This window comes from Corynebacterium sp. MSK071, from assembly GCF_030232125.1.
GTDB lineage: Bacteria > Actinomycetota > Actinomycetes > Mycobacteriales > Mycobacteriaceae > Corynebacterium > Corynebacterium kefirresidentii.
Window position 1 is genome coordinate 80,007 of sequence record NZ_JASPJA010000006.1, and the last position, 19,384, is coordinate 99,390.

Sequence of the window (19,384 nt, forward strand, 5' to 3'; positions counted from 1 at the left end):
GAAGCTATGTCTGAGACGCAAGTGCAGGAATTCGCCGGTCGGCTCTTTGACATGGCACGCGAGGGCAGCTTGGACCTCCTGGCCTATATCGACCACGGCGTAAATATTGACCTCGTGAACCAGGACGGTCAGTCCTTCCTCATGCTCGCGGCCTATCACGGCCACGCCGAGCTGGTTACCGCACTTGCTCGCGCCGGCGCGGACGTTAATCTGCTCAATGACCGCGGCCAATCGCCCCTGGCCGGAGCCATCTTCAAGAAGGAAGACGCGGTCATCGACGCCCTCCTAGCTGCCCACGCCGATCCCACCGCCGGTCAGCCCTCCGCGCTGGATTCCGCCTGCATCTTTGGCCGAGAGGACCTTCTCCCGCGCCTGGGAAGCGAGGCAGGGGAGTGACCTGGACATCCTTTTTTACCCTCCTTCTTATGAATTTGGTGGGCGTTGCCTCACCCGGACCGGACATCATCTTGGTGACCCGTTACGCCACCCGATCGCGCCGCCACGCTGTCGCTGCGGCTGCAGGCATCCAAATCGGCGTGCTTTTTTGGTGCGCCGCCACCGTTTTCGGCGCCGCCGCGCTGCTGACGGCTTTTCCGGAAATTTTGGGAGCGGTTCAGGCCGTTGGCGGCTGCTTCCTGGTGTTTATGGGCTCGCGCGCGCTGCGCAGCGGTATCGCCCAACGCGCTAACCCGCCGGTTGATCTGGAAGACGCCGCCGCCCAGCTGGGCCGCCTGCGCACCGCTTTCAAAGTCGGCCTAGCCACGAATATGTCCAACCCGAAAATCGTGCTCTTCCTCGCCGCGATGATTGCCCCGCTGCTGCCGGCCAGCCCGCCCATCTGGTTGGCCATCGGGTTGACGCTGTCCTTATCGCTTTCGGCCTTCCTCTTTTTCCTCGTCGTTGCCACGGTAATTTCTACCAACGCCGTGCGCCGCAAGCTCATCGCCGCTGGTCCGTGGATCGATATCGGCTCGGGCCTGTTTTTCATTATCGCCGGCATCGTCCTTATTGTCTCCGGTGCGCAGAACCTCCTGCACTAAAACAGCCGCGGCATTCCCTCCGCCACCGTGTCGAGCACCCACTGGGTCCAGCGGGCGACGGTGGAGGCGCGCCGCCGGGACGTCGCCAAGCTCAGCCCCAATTCCTCCATCGCCGCAATAATCTCCGCGGTGCTGGCGACCGCGCCGCGAGCCAAGCTGAGTTCGAGCACCTCGCGAAATACCCGTCGCGCCGCCAACGTCCGTATGAGCGCCGCATTTCGGGCATCGCGCTGCGGCTGTTCGATAATTCGCCTCCCGAGCTCGGTGGGCTCCCAGGCCTCATCCACCGGCACCGCCAACCCCAGGTAGCGCGCGGCGTTGGCATAATAGTCCGCCTGCCGCGGATCGAAATCATAGCGCTGAGTAATCTCTGCCTTACTCAGCGGCTGCAGCGCCATGAGCTCCAAGAGGTTGACCACCCGCTCAAAGTTATTGGCCTGCGGAAAGGGCACCTCCGGCTCGACGTCGGGCTCCACCGCCCGAACGATATCCAGCGCTGCCTGCGCATCCAGGTGCGAGGCCGATAGTGCGTAGCGGGCGCTATCGACCAGCGCAATGCTGCGAAAATCGGCCGGATCCCTAAATTCATAGCGGTATAGGTGGAAAATGCCATTGGAATACACCAGGTAAACCGGTACCACTTCCTTTGCCAGGCGCTGTTGGAAGCGCCGGTAGGGAAAATAGAGCTGCCGGATATTGAAATCATCCGAGAGGTGATTTTTCGCCTCCACCAGCACTAGATGCTCGAGCGATTCAAAACCGCCGTCGATTTCCATCTGTGCGCGGTCCACCGCGACCTCCACGCCCAGGTCCGGCAGCCGCACCTGCATCTCGCGCGTGGACATGCGGCCTGCCACCGTAGCTTGCAAAGGCCCGCAGGCCAGAAAGTCTTCTAGCATCCCGCTTGCCGACGCCCCATTTAACGCCACCGCCTCCGAGCTCACCCTCTCCAACGAGAGGGTATCTAGACCCGCTGGCAGCTGCAGCGTACGTACCTCCCCGCGCTGTGCCTGCGGAAACTTCTCGTAGAGGTTGAACCGGCCCACCAAGTATTCGCTGCGGCTTACCGGCACGATGCCGAGCTGCAGGCGCTGAAAGATCCAAGGCCGCGAGGTGGAAAAATCATGCTTGGCCATCAACCGTGGCTGCCGAGCAGAGATTTTCTCCACTTCCCGCGCGCTGATGAAAAAATACCCGCGCCGTTCCAATTCTTCGCCGTAGCCAGCCGCCAAGATGCGCAGCCAACCCCAGTCATTAACGCCTAGCTTCACCGACTCCGGAACGCCAAAACGTGCCCGCAGCTCCTCCTGCAGCTCCCGCCCCGCGTGCGCCTTCGGCCCGCTAGTCACCGCTGACCTCATAATTGCGCACCAGTACCTCATCGACCTTGCCGCGCTTCGAAGCGACGGAATTGATCGCCCGCGTTGCCCCCACGATGCCTACCTCATAATCCGCATAGAGCTCTCGGATGAACTCGGTGGCTGAATTCGACAGCAGAAACTTTGCCCCGCGTTTGTCCAACTCATCGCAGACCTCTTTGAGCCGTTCTTGCTCCGCGCGGTCAAAGCCGCCCTTTTGATAGCCGGTAAACGAGCTCGTCACATTGACTGGGTCATAGGGCGGGTCGAAATAGACAAAATCGCCTTCGCCTGCTTCTGCCACCGCTGCGGCGAAATCGCCTTGGGAAAAGATCACCTCATTTTCCGCAAAATAGCGGTGCACCGCACGCAGCGTGTCTTCATCGCAAATGGTGGGATTCTTATAGCGCCCGAACGGCGCATTAAATTGACCTGCCGTATTCACGCGATACAGGCCGTTATAGCAGGTGCGGTTGAGATACAGCGTTCGTGCAGCACGCTCGACAGGGGAGAGGGCGGCAAACCGCTTCGCATCCCTGTCCACTGCGCGCAGCGCATAGAAAAACTCCGCCTCATTGGGATAGCTCACGAGCTCTGCAATGAGCTCGTCGACGCCGCCGCGTACCACCTCATATAGGTTGATGAGCTCAGCATTGAGATCATTGACCCGTGCGCCGGCTGGTTGGAGAGAGAAAAGCACCGCGCCGCCACCGATGAAGGGCTCATAAAACCGCCGCGGGTTATCCGCCGGTAGGGCGGCGTGGATATGTGGTAAGAGCTGGCGCTTCCCGCCCGCCCATTTCACCAGTGGCTTAACGTTTTTCATCGTTGACTCATCTTAGCGGCCCTACCCGACACGAGCACCATTGGGCTTTCGAACGTGCGGGCGGATAACTGGAGCGGATGGCTGGCCGCACAGATACTTTGGTTGTCTAACATCACAGCTTTGTTAAATAGTTCTATGACGGGCCTAAACGTACGGCCGGCCGGTAGTAAATTCTTCCCGTGCGCACGGCTGTTTCCATAGTCGAATATTAGGTAATAAAATCACCCCAAACGCCTTAGTTTGTAGGGAAATACCATTTTCACCTAAAGATTTAAGGGTTTAGAAAACGAAAGTAAGGCCCTTAGAGCGTCGGGACAGAAAGGGGCATTTATGCCGCGTATATCACAAATCCGAGTCGCTGCGCTCAACCTCGTCATCGAAGCCGGATACGGCGGGTTTACTATGGAGGAACTCGCCCAAAAGGTAGGCGTTTCCCGCCGTACCCTTTTTAATTACATAAAAGACAAAGAATCGGCAGTTTTAGGTCCCGAATTTTCGGAGGAACTAGAGCACCAATTTCAGAATTTCGCCGCCGGGCTGCCCACCGGAAGCCTGCGCGAAGATTCTGAAATCGTGGCCAAAGCCGTATTTGACCGCGCCGTGGGTGATGAGTTCTTCCCCGAAATTTCCCAGCTGACGGCCCAGGCGCTAGCTAAGGATACGAAGCTGCGTGCCCTGTATTACCAGCGCAATAGCCGCACCATTGAGCGCCTCCGCCAAGCCGTGCAGGCCCGTGAGGGCTGGAAATCCTCCGATTCGCGCCTCACGCCGACCGTCAACATCATCCACACCCAGTTCCTGACCGCCTTCGAGATTTTTGTGGAAACCCGTGGTGGAACTTCGCTTAGTGAAGCCTTCCGCAACGCCGGTGCCATCTTCGAAGATTACTTCAACGACGAACTGGCCTAAGCCTCCCCGCTCGGGTCTAGGCTAAGAAAATCCCCCGGTGCGCTCCGTAGAGTGCGACCGGGGGGATTGTCAGCGCAATGGCTCTTAGTCCATCTTGTTGAACGCGGAAGCCATGCCGGACTTCTTGTTGGCTGCAGTGTTGCGGTGGAAGACACCCTTGGACACGGACTTGTCCAGGGCGCGGGATGCCACGCGCAGCTGCTTTTCAGCAGCAGCCTTGTCGCCAGCGGTAACGGCCTCGCGGAACTTGCGGATCTCGGTACGGACGGCGGAGCGAACGCTCTTGTTGCGCTGGCGTGCCTTCTCGTTGGTGATAACGCGCTTCTGCTTGGACTTGATATTTGCCATGAAAAATACCTCTTAGTAATCGAAAGTGATTGACGTAGGAACCGACCTACTCGGACTACTCCCGCGGCCAGCAATCGCTGGCACGCTCGGCGCTGGTATTCGAAGAGCGAACCCAAGGTCCTGCCCGCCCCGACCAACGCGCCCGGCAAGTAAGTAACCAACATACAATAGCAGTACCGAACCCGACCTGCCAAAACTCTCAGCATGGCCGCCGTCTGTGCGACTGGTTAGGCCCAGTGGTAGCGCGCGCGTAACCTATTCGCGATTCTTTCGAACCGGCGTTCGGGAAAAAGTGTGCCTTGTCGGCGCACCTGTTCTTCGGAAACCTCCAGCAAGCGGTCGAGGCGCACCCAGCAATCGCACCCGGATTCGTCCCACTCGCCGGCGCCGATTTCCAGCCAGGCGTCGTCAAGCGCATGCTTCGGGTTGGGGGAGATAAGCAAACCCATCACCGTGGTGCGCGTGCGGCCGACAACCAGGATGGCGCGCTCACGCGGCGGGGCCTGCTTGCCTTCGGCCGGGGCCCATACCCAGACCACCTCGCCGGAATCAGCCTGGCCATCCATATCGGGGGAGAAAAATATGGAGCGGGGGTGAGAGGCGGTGGCCTCGACCCGGATATCAGCGGCCTTGCGCGGCTCGTGGAACTCGTCCGACCTATCCAGCCCCAACCGGGAATTAATGCGGGTCAGGCCGGTGTCTATGGGCTCGCGCTCGCTGATTCCCAGCGCTTGGCGCAGTCGGGTGAGCATGGCGCTTTTCATGTCGACTATTGTAGACGTATGTCTGAAAACTTTGCGGCCACGACGTTTACGGATCCCGCCCGAATCCGAAACTTCTGCATTATTGCTCACATCGACCACGGCAAGTCGACGCTGGCGGACCGCATCCTGCAGCTATCCAAGGTGGTTGCGGAGCGCGATATGCGTGACCAGTTCCTCGATAATATGGACATCGAACGCGAACGCGGTATCACCATTAAGGCGCAGAACGTACGCCTGCCCTGGGTACCCCAGTCCGGTCCGGACGAAGGGGAGCAGATCGTCCTCCAGATGATCGATACCCCCGGCCACGTGGACTTTACCTACGAGGTCTCCCGCGCCCTCGAGGCGTGTGAGGGTGCCATCTTGCTTGTCGACGCCGCCCAGGGCATCGAAGCCCAAACCCTTGCCAACCTGTACCTGGCGATGGAAAACGACCTGGAAATCATCCCGGTCCTCAATAAAATCGACCTGCCGGCCGCCGACCCGGAAAAGTACGCGCTGGAAATCGCCAATATCATCGGCTGCGAGCCAGAAGAGGTCCTGCGCGTATCCGGCAAGACCGGCGAGGGTGTGGTCGAGCTGCTGGACAAGGTCTGCGAGTTGGTGCCGCCGCCGTCCTCCGAGTTCGACGCGGATGCGCCGGCCCGCGCCATGATTTTTGACTCCGTCTATGACACCTACCGCGGCGTTGTCACCTATATCCGCATGGTCGATGGCAAGCTCACCCCGCGCCAGAAGGTCACCATGATGTCGACCAACGCTAACCACGAGCTGCTCGAAATCGGCATCGTGTCCCCCACGATGCAAAAGTGTGAAGGCTTGGGCCCCGGCGAGGTGGGCTACCTCATTACCGGCGTAAAGGACGTGCGCGAGACCAAGGTGGGCGATACCGTCACTTGGTCCAACGGCGGCGCCGAAACTCCGCTCAAGGGCTATAAGGACCCGGACCCAATGGTCTATTCCGGCCTTTTCCCCATCTCCCAGGCTGATTTCCCAGACTTGCGCGATGCTTTGGAAAAGCTGCAGCTTAACGACGCCTCCCTTACCTTCGAGCCCGAAACCTCCGTCGCCCTCGGCTTTGGTTTCCGCTGCGGGTTCTTGGGCCTATTGCATATGGAAATTACCCGCGACCGCTTGGAGCGCGAGTTCGGCCTCGATCTGATTTCCACCGCGCCGTCGGTGACCTACCGCGTGGTGGCCGAAGACGGCGAAGAAAAGTGGGTTCACAACCCGTCGGACTGGCCGGAAGGAAAGCTTAACGAGGTCTACGAGCCGGTGGTGAAGATGACCGTCATCGTGCCCGAGCAATTCGTCGGCCCCACCATGGAGCTCTGCCAGTCCAAGCGCGGCCAGATGGGCGGCATGGATTACCTTTCCGAGGACCGCGTGGAACTGCGCTACACCATGCCGCTTGGTGAAATCATCTTCGACTTCTTCGATATGCTCAAGTCCCGCACCAAGGGCTACGCCTCGTTGAACTATGAAGAGGCCGGCGAGCAGCTCGCGGACTTGGTCAAGGTCGATATCCTGCTCAACGGCGACCCGGTCGACGCCTTCTCCGCCATCGTCCACCGCGATTCCGCCCAGTGGTACGGCAATAAGATGACCAAGAAGCTTAAAGAGCTCATCCCGCGCCAGCAGTTCGAGGTGCCGGTGCAAGCGGCCATTGGTTCGAAGATCATTGCCCGCGAGAACATCCGGGCCATGCGCAAGGACGTGCTGGCCAAGTGCTACGGCGGCGATATCTCCCGTAAGCGCAAGCTGCTGGAGAAGCAGAAGGCCGGTAAGAAGCGCATGAAGACGCTGGGCTCCGTCTCGGTGCCGCAAGAGGCTTTCGTGGCTGCGCTGTCTACCGACGCCGACGATTAACCCCGTACCCCCTATTGGCAAAGTGGAGCCGAATAGATTCTTAACATTTCGTTAACGGCTCCCGGGGTGCGGCCGGCAAAAGTTCAAAGTGAGCTGCTTCTATAGGGCGTCCCCACGGCCGGGGACGCCCTTTTAATCTAGTTGCAGTCGGTGTTTTGGCGGCGTTAAATTTCGATTCGAAAGCGACCGATGACTCGCCTGGTGAGCCACAGCCACTTTCGACCTGCCCCGCAAATTCTTGACCAAGGTTGGATTTTTAATGAAGCTTCGCTCTCGCGCTGTGGCCCTTTGCGCCGCCGCAGCCGCCACTACGTCCCTTGTCCCCGGCGTTGCCCAGGCAGCCACCACGACCCCAATTGAACACGTCGTTGTCATTTACTCGGAGAATATTTCCTTCGACCACTACTTTGGCACCTACCCAAACGCCCTGAATAAGGACGGCGAAAAGCTGCAGGGCAGCGACAAGGACGCCCCAAAATTTACCGCCAAGAAAGACACCCCCAAGGCGAAAAACCTCGAAAATGATGGCGTAATGGGGAACAAGAACCCCAACTCCGTCAAGCCTTTCCGCATCGGGCCAGACCATGCAGTGACTACGGACCAGAACCACCACTACGGCGATGAGCAGGCCGCATACAACGGCGGCAAGATGGACAAGTTCCCGGAGACTGTATCCACCGACATCGATAAGTCTTCCAACGGCTATTATGCCGTTCCAGGCATGACTATGGGCTATTACGACGGCAATACCGTCACCGGAATGTGGAACTACGCGCAAAACTTTGCGATGAACGACAATAGTTACTCCACTATCTTTGGCCCATCCACCCCAGGCGCGCTGAATCTAATTTCCGGAACCGTGGCCGGCGGGACCATGCATGACCCAGCCACGGGCGAGCAGAAGAAGATCGAACCTGGCAAGAACCACGCCCTCGCTGGGGTATCCGAAGATGGCAAGACCGCCACTGTTGTCGGCGACCCAGATCCGCTTTACGACGACTGCTCGAATAACTCTTCCGCTGGCACCAACCAGGTCACCGCGATGCACTCCAAGAACATCGGTGACCAGCTCAATGACAAGGACGTCACTTGGGGCTGGTTCCAAGGCGGCTTCCGGCCAACCGAGGAAGCTACAGACGACGCTCGCGCACGCTGCGGCGCCTCCCACACCACGCTGACCGGCCAGAACCAGACGGACTATAACCCGCACCACCAGCCGTTCCAGTACTACGCTTCCACCGCGAATCCGCACCACTTGGCGCCGTCGAGCGATGACATGATCGGCAAGACTGACCGCGCCAACCACCAGTACGATCTGCAGGACTTCGATACCGCTCTGGAGCAGGGCAACCTGCCGGCCGTGTCCTTCCTGAAGGCTGCCAACTACCAAGACGGACACGCCGGTTACTCCAACCCGCTAGACGAGCAGGCCTTCATCACCCATTACATCAATGAGCTGCAAAATTCCCCAGAGTGGGATTCCACTGCGGTCGTTATCGCCTACGATGACTCCGATGGCTGGTACGACCACAAGGCCCCAGAAATCCGCAATGGTTCCAATGACCCGCATCAGGACAAGGAAATCTGCACCGCCGCCGCAGCAAAGGTAGGCGTTGCCGGCGGAAAGGACGGCCAGTGCGGGCCGGGTACCCGCCAGCCTTTGCTGGTTATCTCGCCATACGCGAAGACTAACCACATCGACTCCACCTACACCGAGCAGACTTCCGTCACCAAGTTCATTCAGGACAATTGGGGACTCGGCCGTCTAGGGGGCATTGCCTTTGACGAGCGCGCCGGCGAGCTCAACAACATGTTTGACTTCAACGCCGCCCACAAGGCCCCGAAGCTTTTCTTGAACGAGACCGACGGTACCGTGGCCAAGGACTACGCCTCCATTGAAAAGGTGGATAACTCCTCCCGCGCCGGCACCAACCTCAAGGACGTCGTCGAGGGCATGGACGACCCCAAGGTCACCGAACAGGGCGTTCCCAATATCACCAAGCTGCACCAAGATGCGAAGCCACAGCCAGGTGCGAATAAGCCCGATGATTCGAGCTCCAGTTCTTCCGCTGGTTCTTCTAAGGGCGGTATCATTGCGGCTATCCTTACGGCTCTGGGCGTCGGCGCAGGGGTTGTCGCTTGGTACATGAATGGCCACCCCGGCCTAGACCTGAAGAAGCTGCAAGATTTTAAGCTCCCGCCATTGCCCAACCTCCCGTTTTAATCAATGAAAACCTTCCATTTTGCCACCGCCGCGGTGCTTGCCATCGCGGCCATAGGTCCTACTGCCGTCGCCCAAAGCTCCTTGAGCTCTCTCGGTTCTAGCTCGTCTAGCTCGCGAGACTCGCGGCCGGCGGCGTCGACAAGCACAAGCGCGAAGCCGAAAGAACCACAGCTGAATGTGCGCGACGTGTATTCATGTCCTACGCCGGAGAAGGTACAGGGGCAGGCATCGTGGAAGATCTATAACACCTCGGGGCTTGCGCTCACCGTCTACGTGGCAGATGATGCGGGCAACGCCTACCAGGTCCTCGAGCGCGTGGGCACCCCAGCCAAGCGCGCCTGGGCCCCGAAACTGCAGGACGGCACATACCACCTCGCCTGCGTTTTCCACAATGATTCGGCCGTGAAATCTGATGATTTTGCGGTCACCGGTTCCACCATCACCGATGCTCCCAAGATGGTCCCCATTACTGACCGTGAGGTCGCGGCCGTGGCCATTCAGCAAGCGGCCAGGCAGAAAAAGCGTGTGCCCGAGCTACAGAAGAAAGCCCACGCTCTTGCTGAAGCCACCTCGAAAGATCGCCGCGCTGCCCAAGCGGCCTACCTTGACTACCTCGAGACCTACCGATCCTTCGACGATTCCAGTGAGATGTGGCCGGGGCCCGGCTTGGAGGGGTACAGGGACGTCGAAAAGCTGCTGTGGTCCAGGCGCCCCGTCAAGGATGCGGCGAAGCCTGCCCGCGCGCTTGCCGACGCCGTCGATAAAACCGCCCGCGCCCTCGATACCTCCCATTTCGCCATTCCCGCCCCCGACTACGGGCTGCGCACCCATGAAGTAATGGAGGAATTCGAGCGCTTCGATATGCGCGGCGAACGCGATTTCGGCGCCCATGCCCTGCCCACCGCGCTGCGGGGCGACGTTATTTCAACCCGGCTGACGCTGGATGCCGTCCGCTCCCTTGTCGAGGGCCGTGGGCTCGATACCTCGCCCATCTATGAGCAGCTGGATGACCTCGACAAGCTCGCCGCAGAATTCGATGAAAAATATGACACTGCTTTTGATAAGTGGTCCCAGAAGGACCGGATGCGTGTGCAGTCCGCCGTCGCGCGTGCCAATGAACTGCTTGCCCCTGTCGCCACGATGACCGTAGTCAGAAGGATGGATTAGTGCCCTGCCCGTTTAATTTTTCCCGCCGCTCGTTCCTCTCTGGGCTCGCGGCCACCGCCGCGCTTTCTGGCTCGGCAGCAGCTGCCAATGCGCAGTCCAGCCTCGCGGGCTCTTCCTTTGGTTCCTCTAAGCGAAGCGAAGGCGCTGCTGACCATGCTTCTCCATCGCCGCGCACCGAGGCGGACGCTCCGCTCGAACTTCCTTTCCACGGCGAGCACCAGCAGGGGATCGTGACCCCAGCCCAAAAGTATTCCGAGGTCGTCGCCCTCGATGTACAGTTCACCGAGAAATCGCGCTTAGAGAAGTTGCTTCGCACCATGACCGAGCGTGCCCGCATTCTCACCTCCGGCGGCGCTACTGCGGCCGATGGCATTGCCTATCCCGCCGGCGATTCCGGGGAGCTAGGACCGCAGCTTCCCACCGATAGTTTGTCCATTACCCTCGCCGTGGGCAATTCGCTTTTCGACGACCGCTTCGGTCTTAAACCCCACAAACCCGCCCACCTAAGTTCCATGCAGGCTTTCGCCGATGACACGTTGGAGGAGGAGCTATGCCACGGCGACCTCGCTCTGCAGATTTGCGCCGACCAGCACGATACCGTCATTCACGCGCTGCGCGATATCTTGCGGCACACCCGTGGAGATGTGGCCGTGCGCTGGCGCCAAAACGGTTATATGAATGAACCGCGGCCGTCTGGCACCCAGCGCAACCACCTTGGGTTTAAAGACGGCATCGTCAATCCAGCCGAAAAGGACCAGGACAAGCTGGTGTGGGCCGGTACAGACGAGCCGGACTGGGCCGCCGGCGGCAGCTATATGGTGGTTCGACTAATCGCTATGTATACGGAATTTTGGGATCGCATCTCCATTGCTGAGCAGGAGCAAATCTTCGGCCGCGACCGTGCAACCGGTGGCCCGCTTTCCGGTGGCGACGAATATGCCGAGCCCAACTACCTCGACGATGCCACCGGTGATGTCATCCCCACCGACGCGCATATTCGTTTGGCGAATCCGCGCACGCCAGAAACCGCGGACCAGCTCATGCTGCGCCGCGCCTATAACTACGACAATGGCGTGCGCGATAACGGCACCCTCGATGTCGGCCTCGTCTTTATCTGCTTCCAGCAGGACTTGGAGCGTCAGTTCATTACGGTGCAAAAGCGCCTCGAAGGTGAACCCCTAGCGGACTATATTCGCCCCTATGGTGGTGGCTATTTTTATGCTTTGCCCGGCGTCGCTGATGACTCCGACTTTTTCGGCCGCTCCCTCCTCCAAGCCTAGAAATGCTTCACCGACTCGCACTGTGCGGGAAAGCCGTGTGATCTGGGAAGCGTCCGCCCAAAAAATGAGGGCAGGGTCTTCAGCTTGAATTGGCCCACGGCGGGACCCAGACTATTCGGCCCCGCCGCCGCGCTAACCGGCCGCGCACCGGCGGGGCGTTCGGGTCATCGTCATTGACGCCGTTGTGGTACGGACACGCCACACTGAGATTCGCCATATTGGTCTCACCTCCGTGTTTCCACGCCTGCAGATGATGAATCTGGCACTTATCAGCCGGATAATTGCACTCGGCCCACGGGCACGTGGGGTTTTCCGCGCTCGCCATCAGCCGCTGCTTGTCCGAGGCATGCCGCGAGGTGCGATACAGGTTCACCGGTCCCTCATAGGGATGGACGAGCGTGACAAGTCCGCAGTCGGCAAGGCTCTTTTCCACCAGTTTGGCACCGCTGATTTCGGCCCCATTGGTCAACCGCAGCGTAATTTCCTCGCCTCCACCGTCGAGGATTTCATCTAATTCATCGAGCTGGATGATGATATTCGTCATCGCGGCAGGGCGCGCCGTGGCCCCGCCGCGGAAGAAAATATTCTCCACGGAATCCAAGGGGTTCTTTTCGCCGATGCTGGCGTGCAGGTCAGCGATGAAATCGGAATCACCGGTAATCGAAAGCGTCGACGGCCCGCCCTTGCGCCGCGTCATTTGCACGCCCTTTTCCGGCTGCCGTGGCGGGTACATCTCTTTCAATCGCGTGCGCGCGAGCCGCTCTACATCCTGGTTTGTCGCGCACAATTCAGTGCGCAGCGCCCACGCGTCCCGCTTGGATTTCGTGCGGGAGACGTATTTTTCAATGAGTTTCAACGTGGCCAGGCAATGCGTGGTGGCCCGGCACGAGCGCTGCCGGCGGGTGAAGGAGGTGGGGCCAAAGTAGACGTCGGCAAGCGCGAGCAGGCTACGAGCTTCCTGCCGGGGCAGGCCCAGCCGACGCAAATCCGCCTCGCGCACGCCGGAGACCTCGCCGAGAAGCTCCATCGGCGAGGCAAGTTGGCGGGCGTAGTCCTGCAAGCGGGTCATGCCCGTGAGCATAAGACACCCCGCAGGACCGGGGTAGCCCACCCGCGCCAGCCTGTGGATAACTCGCCTCTCCCGTCACACCGCCCCCGAACCCACCCGGCAGCCTGTGGATAACCTGCGGTACCCTCGAATGCGAAAGCGAGAAAAGGAGCCCACCATGACTGACCCGACCAAGCGAATCCGTCCCACCAACCCCGGACGCCTGGCTGCCCCACGCCAGGCCCAGCAGCTGCCGCCCCTGCCGGTGACACGGGCGCGCATTGGCGAGCGGATGGCCACCGAGGTTTTCCAGGAAATGGGCGAGGGGATGCTCGAGGAGTTGCAGAACTTCCGCCGCGATCTGCACCGCAACCCGGAAATCGGCCTGGATCTGCCGCGCACGCAGAAGAAGGTTTTGGAAGCGCTCGAGGGCCTGCCGCTGGAGATTCACGTGGGCCAGGACTTGAGTTCAGTGGTGGCCGTGCTGCGCGGCGGCCAGCGCGGCGAGCGGCCGGTGTCGGTGCTTTTGCGCGCGGACATGGACGCCCTCGAGGTACGCGAGCAGACCGGCAGCCCGTTTGCCTCGACGAATGGGTATATGCACGCCTGCGGGCACGACCTGCATACCGCCGGACTGGTGGGCGCGGCGCGGATTCTGTGTGAGCATCGGGAGGAGCTGCACGGCGATGTCACGTTTATGTTCCAGCCCGGCGAGGAGGGGCCGGGCGGCGCGTTGCCGATGATTGAAGAGGGCGTGCTCGACGCCGCTGGCCGACGCCCCATTGCCGCCTACGGCCTCCACGTTGGCCCGCAGGACCGCGGTACCTTCCACTATGTGCCAGGCCCGATGATGGCTAGCTCTTCCAACCTGACCATTACGGTGCTGGGCAAGGGCGGGCATGGCTCCCGCCCGCACGATGCTATTGACCCGGTAGCGGCGCTGGCGGAGATTCAAATGTCTTTGCAGACCGCACTGACCCGCCGCTTCGATGCGCTCGAGCCCATCGTTATTACCGTGACTAACCTATGGGCGGGCGATGGCGCGTATAACGCCATCCCGGAACGCGCGGCCTTGGGGGCGACGGTGCGCGTGCTACGCGATGAGAAGATCGACGCCGTGCGGCAGATGATTACGGAGGTCTCCAGCTCCGTCGCTGCTTCGCACCGGTGCACCGCACAGGTGGATTTCGAGGTCTTGTACCCCACCACCAAGACGAATCCGCGGGAAAATCAGTTCGCTGCTACCTTGTGGAGCCAGATGTTTGGCACCGAAAACGTCCAGCCATTCGATGCCCCGATGATGGCCTCCGAAGACTTCGGCTACGTCCTCGCGCAAGTGCCGGGCACGTTTATGTGGATGGGCACGGCCAATCCAGACAAGCCCGAAAATGAGCGCGAGTGGAACCACTCGCCGATGATGCGTTTCGATGACTCGGTGCTGGGAATGCAGTCCGCGGCACTGGCGGCCGTCGCATTTGAGCGCTTGGCCACCGAAAACGAGCACCCGTCCGCGCAGACGAAGGCCATGCGCGATGCGGCCGGGGTGCAAAAATAATTCATCCCTAGGGATTATGGCCGCTGGCTTAAGCTTTAGGCCATGATCAGAACGAAGTGGAGCACGGCCGGTATCGTTGCCGCTTGTGCGGTGGCGAATTGGCTTATCGGCGTAGTACTGATGAGCATGGATATCGAGGAGTATTCGCCGTCGTTTGAGGAGTACGGGCCCTATATCTGTACCGGTTTTGCGGTGGGCGTGGTGACGATTATCGCCCTGCCCTTTGCGTTAGAGCACCAGCCACGCGAGCTTTCCGACGTCGACTATAGCGGCTCCACCCGTAGCTTCATCGCTGGCTGTATCGTGCTGCTGGGGTCGAGCTCCTATTTTGGTGCGGCTAGTGGAGTCGTGGCTTTCATTTCCATGGTCTCGCGCCGCTCGACTTCGCGCTCGGTGGCCGCAGTGGCGTGCTTCGTGGCGGCGTTTGCGATTGATGCGTTCTTCAACCCCTATATGGCCTGGGACGATATCGGATGGGTTGGTGCCATCTTCGTTGTGGTCGTGATAGTCGCGGGGTTATTGGTAGGCCAAAAGCGCGCCAATCTGCGTGAAAAGCGGTGGCGGGTGGAGCAGCAAGCCCGGATGAATCGCGAAGAGATGCGTGCCAAGGTAGAACGCGCGCGGCGAGAGGAGCGCGAGAATATCGCGCGGGACATGCACGATACGCTCTCGCATCGGCTGAGCCTTGTGGCCATTCATGCGGGTGCGCTGAGCTATCCGCGCGAGGGCGTGCCCGACGAGTTCACAAACGCGGCGCGCACCATCCGCACGGAGGCCCAGAACGCGGTAGAAGATTTGCGCACCGTCCTAAGCGCTCTACGTGAAGATCTTTCCCAGGATCCGCGCACCACCTTAGAAGAGCTAGTCGCGGCCGCGCAGGAGGCCGGCACGCAGGTGACCGTGACCTACGCGGACGGTGCCAGCCCGGATGTTTTTACTGGGCTATCCACGATGGCGCAGCACGCCGTGCACCGCGCAGTACAGGAGGGCCTGACCAATGCGCGCAAGCATGCCGCAGGCCAGCCGGTGAGCATCACGGTGTGTGAGGTGGGCGTCGAGATGCGCAACCCGCTCCCAGTGGCTAAGGCCGAGGAGCGCGCAGGTAGCGGCGTCGGCGGCTACGGGCTGGTGGGACTGCGCGAGCGTGTGGAGCTATCCGGCGGGCGCATGAATGTCCACGTCGGCGAAGAAGGCGAGGAATTTGGATGGAGTATCCGTTTACCGCTAGCGCGCCAGGAGGCCACGCAATGAGCGAAATGAGTTGGCAGTTGCGCCATCCCGATTACGGGCTCATGCGCATTGACCTAGAAGAAACCACGACCCGCGAGGGATGGACAGGAAAGTACTTAGACTCTAAGCGCAGTCTTTTTACCTCTATGGTCGACGGAACTTCGCGCAAGCTCAGCTATACCGATACCGATGCTTCGGCCTATAGCGTGGAATTCCTGCGCGGAAATAGCGATGATAATGCGCCCGAAGACGCAGATCGCATCGAGCTGGTGGAGCGCCGTGGCTATATCGTGCCACAGTTTCGCGGGCAAGGAGCGAGAGTGATGTTTGCGGCGGTGGGGGAGCCGGGCGTCGATAAGCGGCTGCATCGGGTGAACCTGTGGGCGTTGCTCTTGCAGACGGCGCTGACATTCATTGCGGCCACACTAGTCATCGAATTTTTCCCGAAATTCTTCGAAAAGATAAACGAGATTCTCGTGCCCTCGTTCCTCAACGGCGTAGTGGCAGGCCACGCCACTATAGTGCCGGTAGCGCTGGCGAGTCTTGTGGTGCTTACAGTGGCGTATACGCCCGTCGCGTCGAAGTTCTGGCGCGCGCGGTGGAATCAACCAGTGGGAAAGGAAGCATGATGGCAGATACCCTGCGCGTGGTGCTGGTTGATGACGAGGCTCTAGTCCGCAGCGGCCTGCGCCTGCTGCTATCCAACGCGCCCGATATCGAGGTCGTGGCCGAGGCGAGCAATGGCCGAGACGCGGTGGCTACCGTGCTCGACGCGCAGCCCGATGTGGTGTTAATGGATATTCGCATGCCGGTCATGGATGGCATCGCGGCCGTGGAGAAGATTCTATCGGTCCACGCCATGCCGATAATCATGCTTACGGCCTTTGATACCGATTCCTTCATCCTGCGGGCCCTGCGCGCCGGGGCGGCCGGGTTCTTGTTGAAGTCGACGCCGCCGGAATCGCTCATGGCGGCCGTGCGTGCGGCCGCGGCGGGGCAGCCGTTGTTGAGCCCGCAGGTCGTCGACAAGCTGGTGGGCATGCAAAGCCCCGCGCTTTCCGACGCCCATTCACACCACACCCGCACCGCTCGCACCCGGCTTTCCACTTTGAGCTCGCGCGAGCGGGAAATAGCCGGGCTGGTGGCCCAGGGCTTGAATAATCAAGAAATCGCCGAGCAACTGGTGGTGTCCATGGCGACGGTGAAGTCGCATATGCAGCATATTTTGAAAAAGATCGGCGGTACCAGCCGCGTGCACATCGCAATTATGGTCCTAGAGGCGCGTGGCTAATGCCGGAGAATCCTCCCTGCGGGGGATACCGCGCTGGCGGTGGGTCGGCTTAGACTGGTGCGCGTTATGAAGTTGTTCCGAAAATCCGACGAGATGCTCCAGCGCCCGCTGTGGCAGAAAATTCTCATCGCAGTAATCGCTGTCGTCGGCGACCTGTTGGTCTCGTTGATCAGAGTTGGGGAAAGTGATCCCTCAGAGAATCGGATCCTTGTTGGAGCCGCGGTGTTGGTCGGTACCTGGGCGCTTTTGCCTTTGGCTTTGCGCCATGCCGTTGGGGAGCGTGACCCGCGCAGCACGCAGCCCGGCCCGCGCAGTGCGTTGGTAGCCGCAACCATTATTTCGGCGACGGTGACGATTGCTGAGTACCGTCCTTCGGTAATGATAGCGGCGTTTTCTGCGGCCTCGCGCCGCAGCCGGTTGTGGATCGCGCTGGTATGCACGGCCATGGTGGCCTCGAAACTAGTCGACACTGATTTTTCCGGTGCTAAAGGTGCAAATATTCCGTTTCAGATGGGTTATTACGGCAGCGCGCTTATCCCGGCGCTGGTCGTACTGGTTGTTGGGCTGGTTCGCTCGAACCAAAAAGAGCGCACGATTGCGCTGCAGGCGCAGGCGGAGCTCACACACGAGGAAATGACCACGCGGGAGAACTTTGCGCGGCAGGAAGAGCGCGACCGCATCGCGCGGGATATGCACGATACGCTCTCGCACCGGCTGAGCATGATTGCGGTCTATGCCGGCGGGTTGGCCTACCGCAAGGATCTAGATCCGGAAGAGACGCGGCAATCCGCGCGCACGATTCGCGATGAAGCCGAGGCTGCCGTGGGGGATTTGCGTGAGGCGTTGCACTCGCTGCGCAGCGAGGGGCGCATCGATCCGCGCGAGGGCGTGGAATCGCTGGTGGAGCGTTCCCGCCAGGCGGGCATGGACGTGGAAGTGCGCTACCAGGCGGGCGCGGGGCCGCAATCGCTGGAGGAGCTGAGCACCATGGCCGGCCACGCGCTCAACCGCGTGGTCCAGGAGGGCCTGACCAACGCACGCAAGCACGCACCGGGGCAGCCGGTTACCATCACCATCGCCACGCTTGCCGACGCCCTGTCTATCACCATGTCTAACCCCACCGCCCAGACTGGGGAAAAGGCAGGCGTGCACAGTGGTGGGTACGGGATCGTCGGCATGCGCGAGCGCGCTAGCGTGGTGGGCGGATCATTACAGGTACAGGACGGGGAAGAAAGCTTCTCGTGGACGCTGCGCCTGCCAAGGAAGGAAGAAAAGTGAGTGAAATTCGGGTGGTGCTTGTCGACGATGAGCCGCTGCTGCGCCACGGCCTGCGCATGATCTTGGAAGGCGCGCCGGGTATTAGCGTCATTGGCGAGGCCGGCAATGGCAAGGAAGGCATCGAACTTATCCTGGCCGAGGAACCTGATGTGGTGCTGATGGATATCCGCATGCCGGTTATGGACGGCATCGAGGCGACGGCGCAGCTGCACTCGCTCGCCGGCGCGCGCGATATCCCGGTGGTGATGCTCACTGCCTTTGATACCGACGAGTTTATCCTGCATGCCTTGCGTGCTGGGGCGGTGGGATTCTTGTTGAAGACGACGGCGCCGGAGGCGCTGGTGGCGTCGGTAAGAGCAGCGGCCCAAGGCCAGCAACAGTTAAGCCCGAAGGTGCTAGAAAACCTGGTGGGGCTGGCGGCTACGCCGCCGCAGCCGGAGCAGGAGATGATTCAATCCAGTGGGCTAGATGAGCTTAGCGAGCGCGAACATGAAATTGCCCAGCTGGTAGCCCAAGGGCTGAGCAATGCCGAGATTGCCGAGCAGCTTTTCATCTCGCTGACCACGGTCAAAACGCACATGAAGCACATCCTGGCCAAGATCGATGGTACCAATCGGGTGCACATCGCCATTGCAGTGCTTGGCGGCTAGCTCCTGCTGGGGGCGGGACCGACTAGGGCCGACGGAAAATGGCGGAGACTAGCCCGATAAGCGCAATGGCGCCGACGATGATGGAGGCTGCCGGCCAGTATTGCGGGAAGTACTTGAGCGTGTAGCCAAAGACTTGGCCGTCATCGAAGTGCTGCCACAGTGCTACGGGCATCCACCACAGCTTGGTTAGAGCGAGCAGCGCGCCCACGAGGCCGGCGGCAACGCGGCTGCCCCCGCGCAAGAAGAAGCTGGCCGCAACCAGCACAATGCCGACGATGGTAAGAGCAAAAAGCAAGGGAGTTTCGGTGCCCAGCGGAGAGCCGCGCAGCAGGAACTCGTGGTCAATTTCGTGTTGTTCGATGAGGGTATATCCATCGAGTACTACGTCATCTGGGATTCCCATAGGTTAATTCTCCTTAGTTGTGCCCGGAGCGGCTGGGGCGCCTGAGGTGGCATAGGGAAGGCCGACGGAAACGCGGAAATCTGCCACCCTAGAACCGGGTTGTACGTCAATTATAGACAAATCTGTCTTAGAGGGCGTAGTCTG

The 19,384-nt window shown here is 60.5% G+C and carries 19 protein-coding genes; 13 read left to right on the forward strand and 6 right to left on the reverse strand.

What is annotated here, in order from left to right; translation table 11 throughout:
- Positions 1-6: 6 nt before the first annotated feature.
- Together QP990_RS06420 and QP990_RS06425 are read left to right on the forward strand one after the other, a co-directional pair.
- Positions 7-396, forward strand: a complete 390-nt coding sequence (locus QP990_RS06420; protein ID WP_284798735.1) for an ankyrin repeat domain-containing protein — start codon at positions 7-9, stop codon at positions 394-396.
- Positions 393-1,040 (forward strand): LysE family translocator, encoded by a 648-nt coding sequence (locus tag QP990_RS06425; RefSeq protein WP_284798736.1) that lies wholly within the window; start codon positions 393-395, stop codon positions 1,038-1,040. The genes QP990_RS06420 and QP990_RS06425 overlap by 4 nt, the downstream gene beginning before the upstream one ends.
- Here QP990_RS06425 and QP990_RS06430 read toward each other — a convergent pair.
- Together QP990_RS06430 and QP990_RS06435 are read right to left on the reverse strand one after the other, a co-directional pair.
- Entirely contained in the window at positions 1,037-2,389 is a 1,353-nt protein-coding gene (locus tag QP990_RS06430) for a type II restriction enzyme (RefSeq protein ID WP_284798737.1), read from the reverse strand. The genes QP990_RS06425 and QP990_RS06430 overlap by 4 nt on opposite strands.
- Positions 2,382-3,224 carry a DNA adenine methylase gene (locus tag QP990_RS06435; RefSeq protein WP_284798738.1) on the reverse strand — a complete coding sequence of 281 codons (843 nt, stop codon included), beginning with the start codon at positions 3,222-3,224 and terminating at the stop codon, positions 2,382-2,384. Before QP990_RS06435 ends, QP990_RS06430 begins: the two co-directional genes overlap by 8 nt.
- 330 nt (positions 3,225-3,554) lie before the next feature.
- On the opposite strand from QP990_RS06435, the gene QP990_RS06440 reads away from it, so the two are divergent.
- Positions 3,555-4,133, forward strand: a complete 579-nt coding sequence (locus tag QP990_RS06440; RefSeq protein WP_086588296.1) for a TetR/AcrR family transcriptional regulator — start codon at positions 3,555-3,557, stop codon at positions 4,131-4,133.
- A gap of 84 nt (positions 4,134-4,217) precedes the next feature.
- Here QP990_RS06440 and rpsT read toward each other — a convergent pair whose 3' ends face one another.
- Entirely contained in the window at positions 4,218-4,481 is a 264-nt protein-coding gene (rpsT, locus tag QP990_RS06445; protein ID WP_049361613.1) for a 30S ribosomal protein S20, read from the reverse strand.
- 227 nt (positions 4,482-4,708) lie between these two features.
- Positions 4,709-5,245: a type II toxin-antitoxin system PemK/MazF family toxin gene (locus QP990_RS06450; protein WP_023031165.1), complete on the reverse strand. Its 537-nt coding sequence runs from the start codon at positions 5,243-5,245 to the stop codon at positions 4,709-4,711.
- A gap of 18 nt (positions 5,246-5,263) precedes the next feature.
- On the opposite strand from QP990_RS06450, the gene lepA reads away from it, so the two are divergent.
- The 4 genes from lepA (at position 5,264) to efeB (ending at position 11,785) form a co-directional block, all read left to right on the forward strand.
- Positions 5,264-7,114: a translation elongation factor 4 gene (lepA, locus tag QP990_RS06455; RefSeq protein ID WP_023020960.1), complete on the forward strand. Its 1,851-nt coding sequence runs from the start codon at positions 5,264-5,266 to the stop codon at positions 7,112-7,114.
- Positions 7,115-7,373: 259 nt separating this feature from the next.
- Positions 7,374-9,338, forward strand: a complete 1,965-nt coding sequence (locus QP990_RS06460) for an alkaline phosphatase family protein (RefSeq protein WP_284798739.1) — start codon at positions 7,374-7,376, stop codon at positions 9,336-9,338.
- 3 nt (positions 9,339-9,341) lie between these two features.
- Positions 9,342-10,505: an EfeM/EfeO family lipoprotein gene (locus QP990_RS06465; protein ID WP_284798740.1), complete on the forward strand. Its 1,164-nt coding sequence runs from the start codon at positions 9,342-9,344 to the stop codon at positions 10,503-10,505.
- Positions 10,505-11,785: an iron uptake transporter deferrochelatase/peroxidase subunit gene (gene efeB, locus QP990_RS06470; protein ID WP_284798741.1), complete on the forward strand. Its 1,281-nt coding sequence runs from the start codon at positions 10,505-10,507 to the stop codon at positions 11,783-11,785. The genes QP990_RS06465 and efeB overlap by 1 nt, the downstream gene beginning before the upstream one ends.
- Positions 11,786-11,864: 79 nt before the next feature.
- Here efeB and QP990_RS06475 read toward each other — a convergent pair whose 3' ends face one another.
- Positions 11,865-12,854: an HNH endonuclease signature motif containing protein gene (locus QP990_RS06475; protein WP_284798742.1), complete on the reverse strand. Its 990-nt coding sequence runs from the start codon at positions 12,852-12,854 to the stop codon at positions 11,865-11,867.
- A 157-nt stretch (positions 12,855-13,011) separates the two neighbouring features.
- On the opposite strand from QP990_RS06475, the gene QP990_RS06480 reads away from it, so the two are divergent.
- From QP990_RS06480 to QP990_RS06505, 6 genes are all read left to right on the forward strand, one after another.
- A complete protein-coding gene (locus QP990_RS06480) occupies positions 13,012-14,388 on the forward strand; it encodes a M20 family metallopeptidase (protein ID WP_284798743.1) in 1,377 nt (458 codons plus the stop codon).
- Between the two features lie 42 nt (positions 14,389-14,430).
- Complete coding sequence (locus QP990_RS06485) at positions 14,431-15,639, forward strand: sensor histidine kinase (RefSeq protein ID WP_284798744.1); 1,209 nt, start codon at positions 14,431-14,433, stop codon at positions 15,637-15,639.
- On the forward strand, positions 15,636-16,247 hold the full coding sequence (locus QP990_RS06490) for a hypothetical protein (RefSeq protein ID WP_200288751.1): 612 nt from the start codon (positions 15,636-15,638) through the stop codon (positions 16,245-16,247). The genes QP990_RS06485 and QP990_RS06490 overlap by 4 nt, the downstream gene beginning before the upstream one ends.
- Entirely contained in the window at positions 16,244-16,909 is a 666-nt protein-coding gene (locus QP990_RS06495) for a response regulator transcription factor (RefSeq protein WP_200288752.1), read from the forward strand. Before QP990_RS06490 ends, QP990_RS06495 begins: the two co-directional genes overlap by 4 nt.
- 66 nt (positions 16,910-16,975) lie before the next feature.
- On the forward strand, positions 16,976-18,187 hold the full coding sequence (locus QP990_RS06500) for a sensor histidine kinase (protein ID WP_239207896.1): 1,212 nt from the start codon (positions 16,976-16,978) through the stop codon (positions 18,185-18,187).
- Positions 18,184-18,837, forward strand: coding sequence for a response regulator transcription factor (locus tag QP990_RS06505; RefSeq protein ID WP_239207895.1), 654 nt, complete (start codon positions 18,184-18,186; stop codon positions 18,835-18,837). The genes QP990_RS06500 and QP990_RS06505 overlap by 4 nt, the downstream gene beginning before the upstream one ends.
- Positions 18,838-18,859: 22 nt before the next feature.
- Here the strand turns inward: QP990_RS06505 and QP990_RS06510 are convergent, their stop codons facing one another.
- A complete protein-coding gene (locus QP990_RS06510; protein WP_239207894.1) occupies positions 18,860-19,240 on the reverse strand; it encodes a hypothetical protein in 381 nt (126 codons plus the stop codon).
- Positions 19,241-19,384: the final 144 nt, after the last annotated feature.

Coding starts and splice junctions, on each gene's coding strand:
- QP990_RS06420 (WP_284798735.1), top strand. CDS start 7: ATGTCTGAGACGCAAGTGCAGGAATTCGCCGGTCGGCTCTTTGACATG.
- QP990_RS06435 (WP_284798738.1), bottom strand. CDS start 3,224: ATGAAAAACGTTAAGCCACTGGTGAAATGGGCGGGCGGGAAGCGCCAG.
- QP990_RS06440 (WP_086588296.1), top strand. CDS start 3,555: ATGCCGCGTATATCACAAATCCGAGTCGCTGCGCTCAACCTCGTCATC.
- rpsT (WP_049361613.1), bottom strand. CDS start 4,481: ATGGCAAATATCAAGTCCAAGCAGAAGCGCGTTATCACCAACGAGAAG.
- QP990_RS06450 (WP_023031165.1), bottom strand. CDS start 5,245: ATGAAAAGCGCCATGCTCACCCGACTGCGCCAAGCGCTGGGAATCAGC.
- lepA (WP_023020960.1), top strand. CDS start 5,264: ATGTCTGAAAACTTTGCGGCCACGACGTTTACGGATCCCGCCCGAATC.
- QP990_RS06460 (WP_284798739.1), top strand. CDS start 7,374: ATGAAGCTTCGCTCTCGCGCTGTGGCCCTTTGCGCCGCCGCAGCCGCC.
- QP990_RS06465 (WP_284798740.1), top strand. CDS start 9,342: ATGAAAACCTTCCATTTTGCCACCGCCGCGGTGCTTGCCATCGCGGCC.
- QP990_RS06475 (WP_284798742.1), bottom strand. CDS start 12,854: ATGACCCGCTTGCAGGACTACGCCCGCCAACTTGCCTCGCCGATGGAG.
- QP990_RS06480 (WP_284798743.1), top strand. CDS start 13,012: ATGACTGACCCGACCAAGCGAATCCGTCCCACCAACCCCGGACGCCTG.
- QP990_RS06485 (WP_284798744.1), top strand. CDS start 14,431: ATGATCAGAACGAAGTGGAGCACGGCCGGTATCGTTGCCGCTTGTGCG.
- QP990_RS06490 (WP_200288751.1), top strand. CDS start 15,636: ATGAGCGAAATGAGTTGGCAGTTGCGCCATCCCGATTACGGGCTCATG.
- QP990_RS06495 (WP_200288752.1), top strand. CDS start 16,244: ATGATGGCAGATACCCTGCGCGTGGTGCTGGTTGATGACGAGGCTCTA.
- QP990_RS06500 (WP_239207896.1), top strand. CDS start 16,976: ATGAAGTTGTTCCGAAAATCCGACGAGATGCTCCAGCGCCCGCTGTGG.
- QP990_RS06510 (WP_239207894.1), bottom strand. CDS start 19,240: ATGGGAATCCCAGATGACGTAGTACTCGATGGATATACCCTCATCGAA.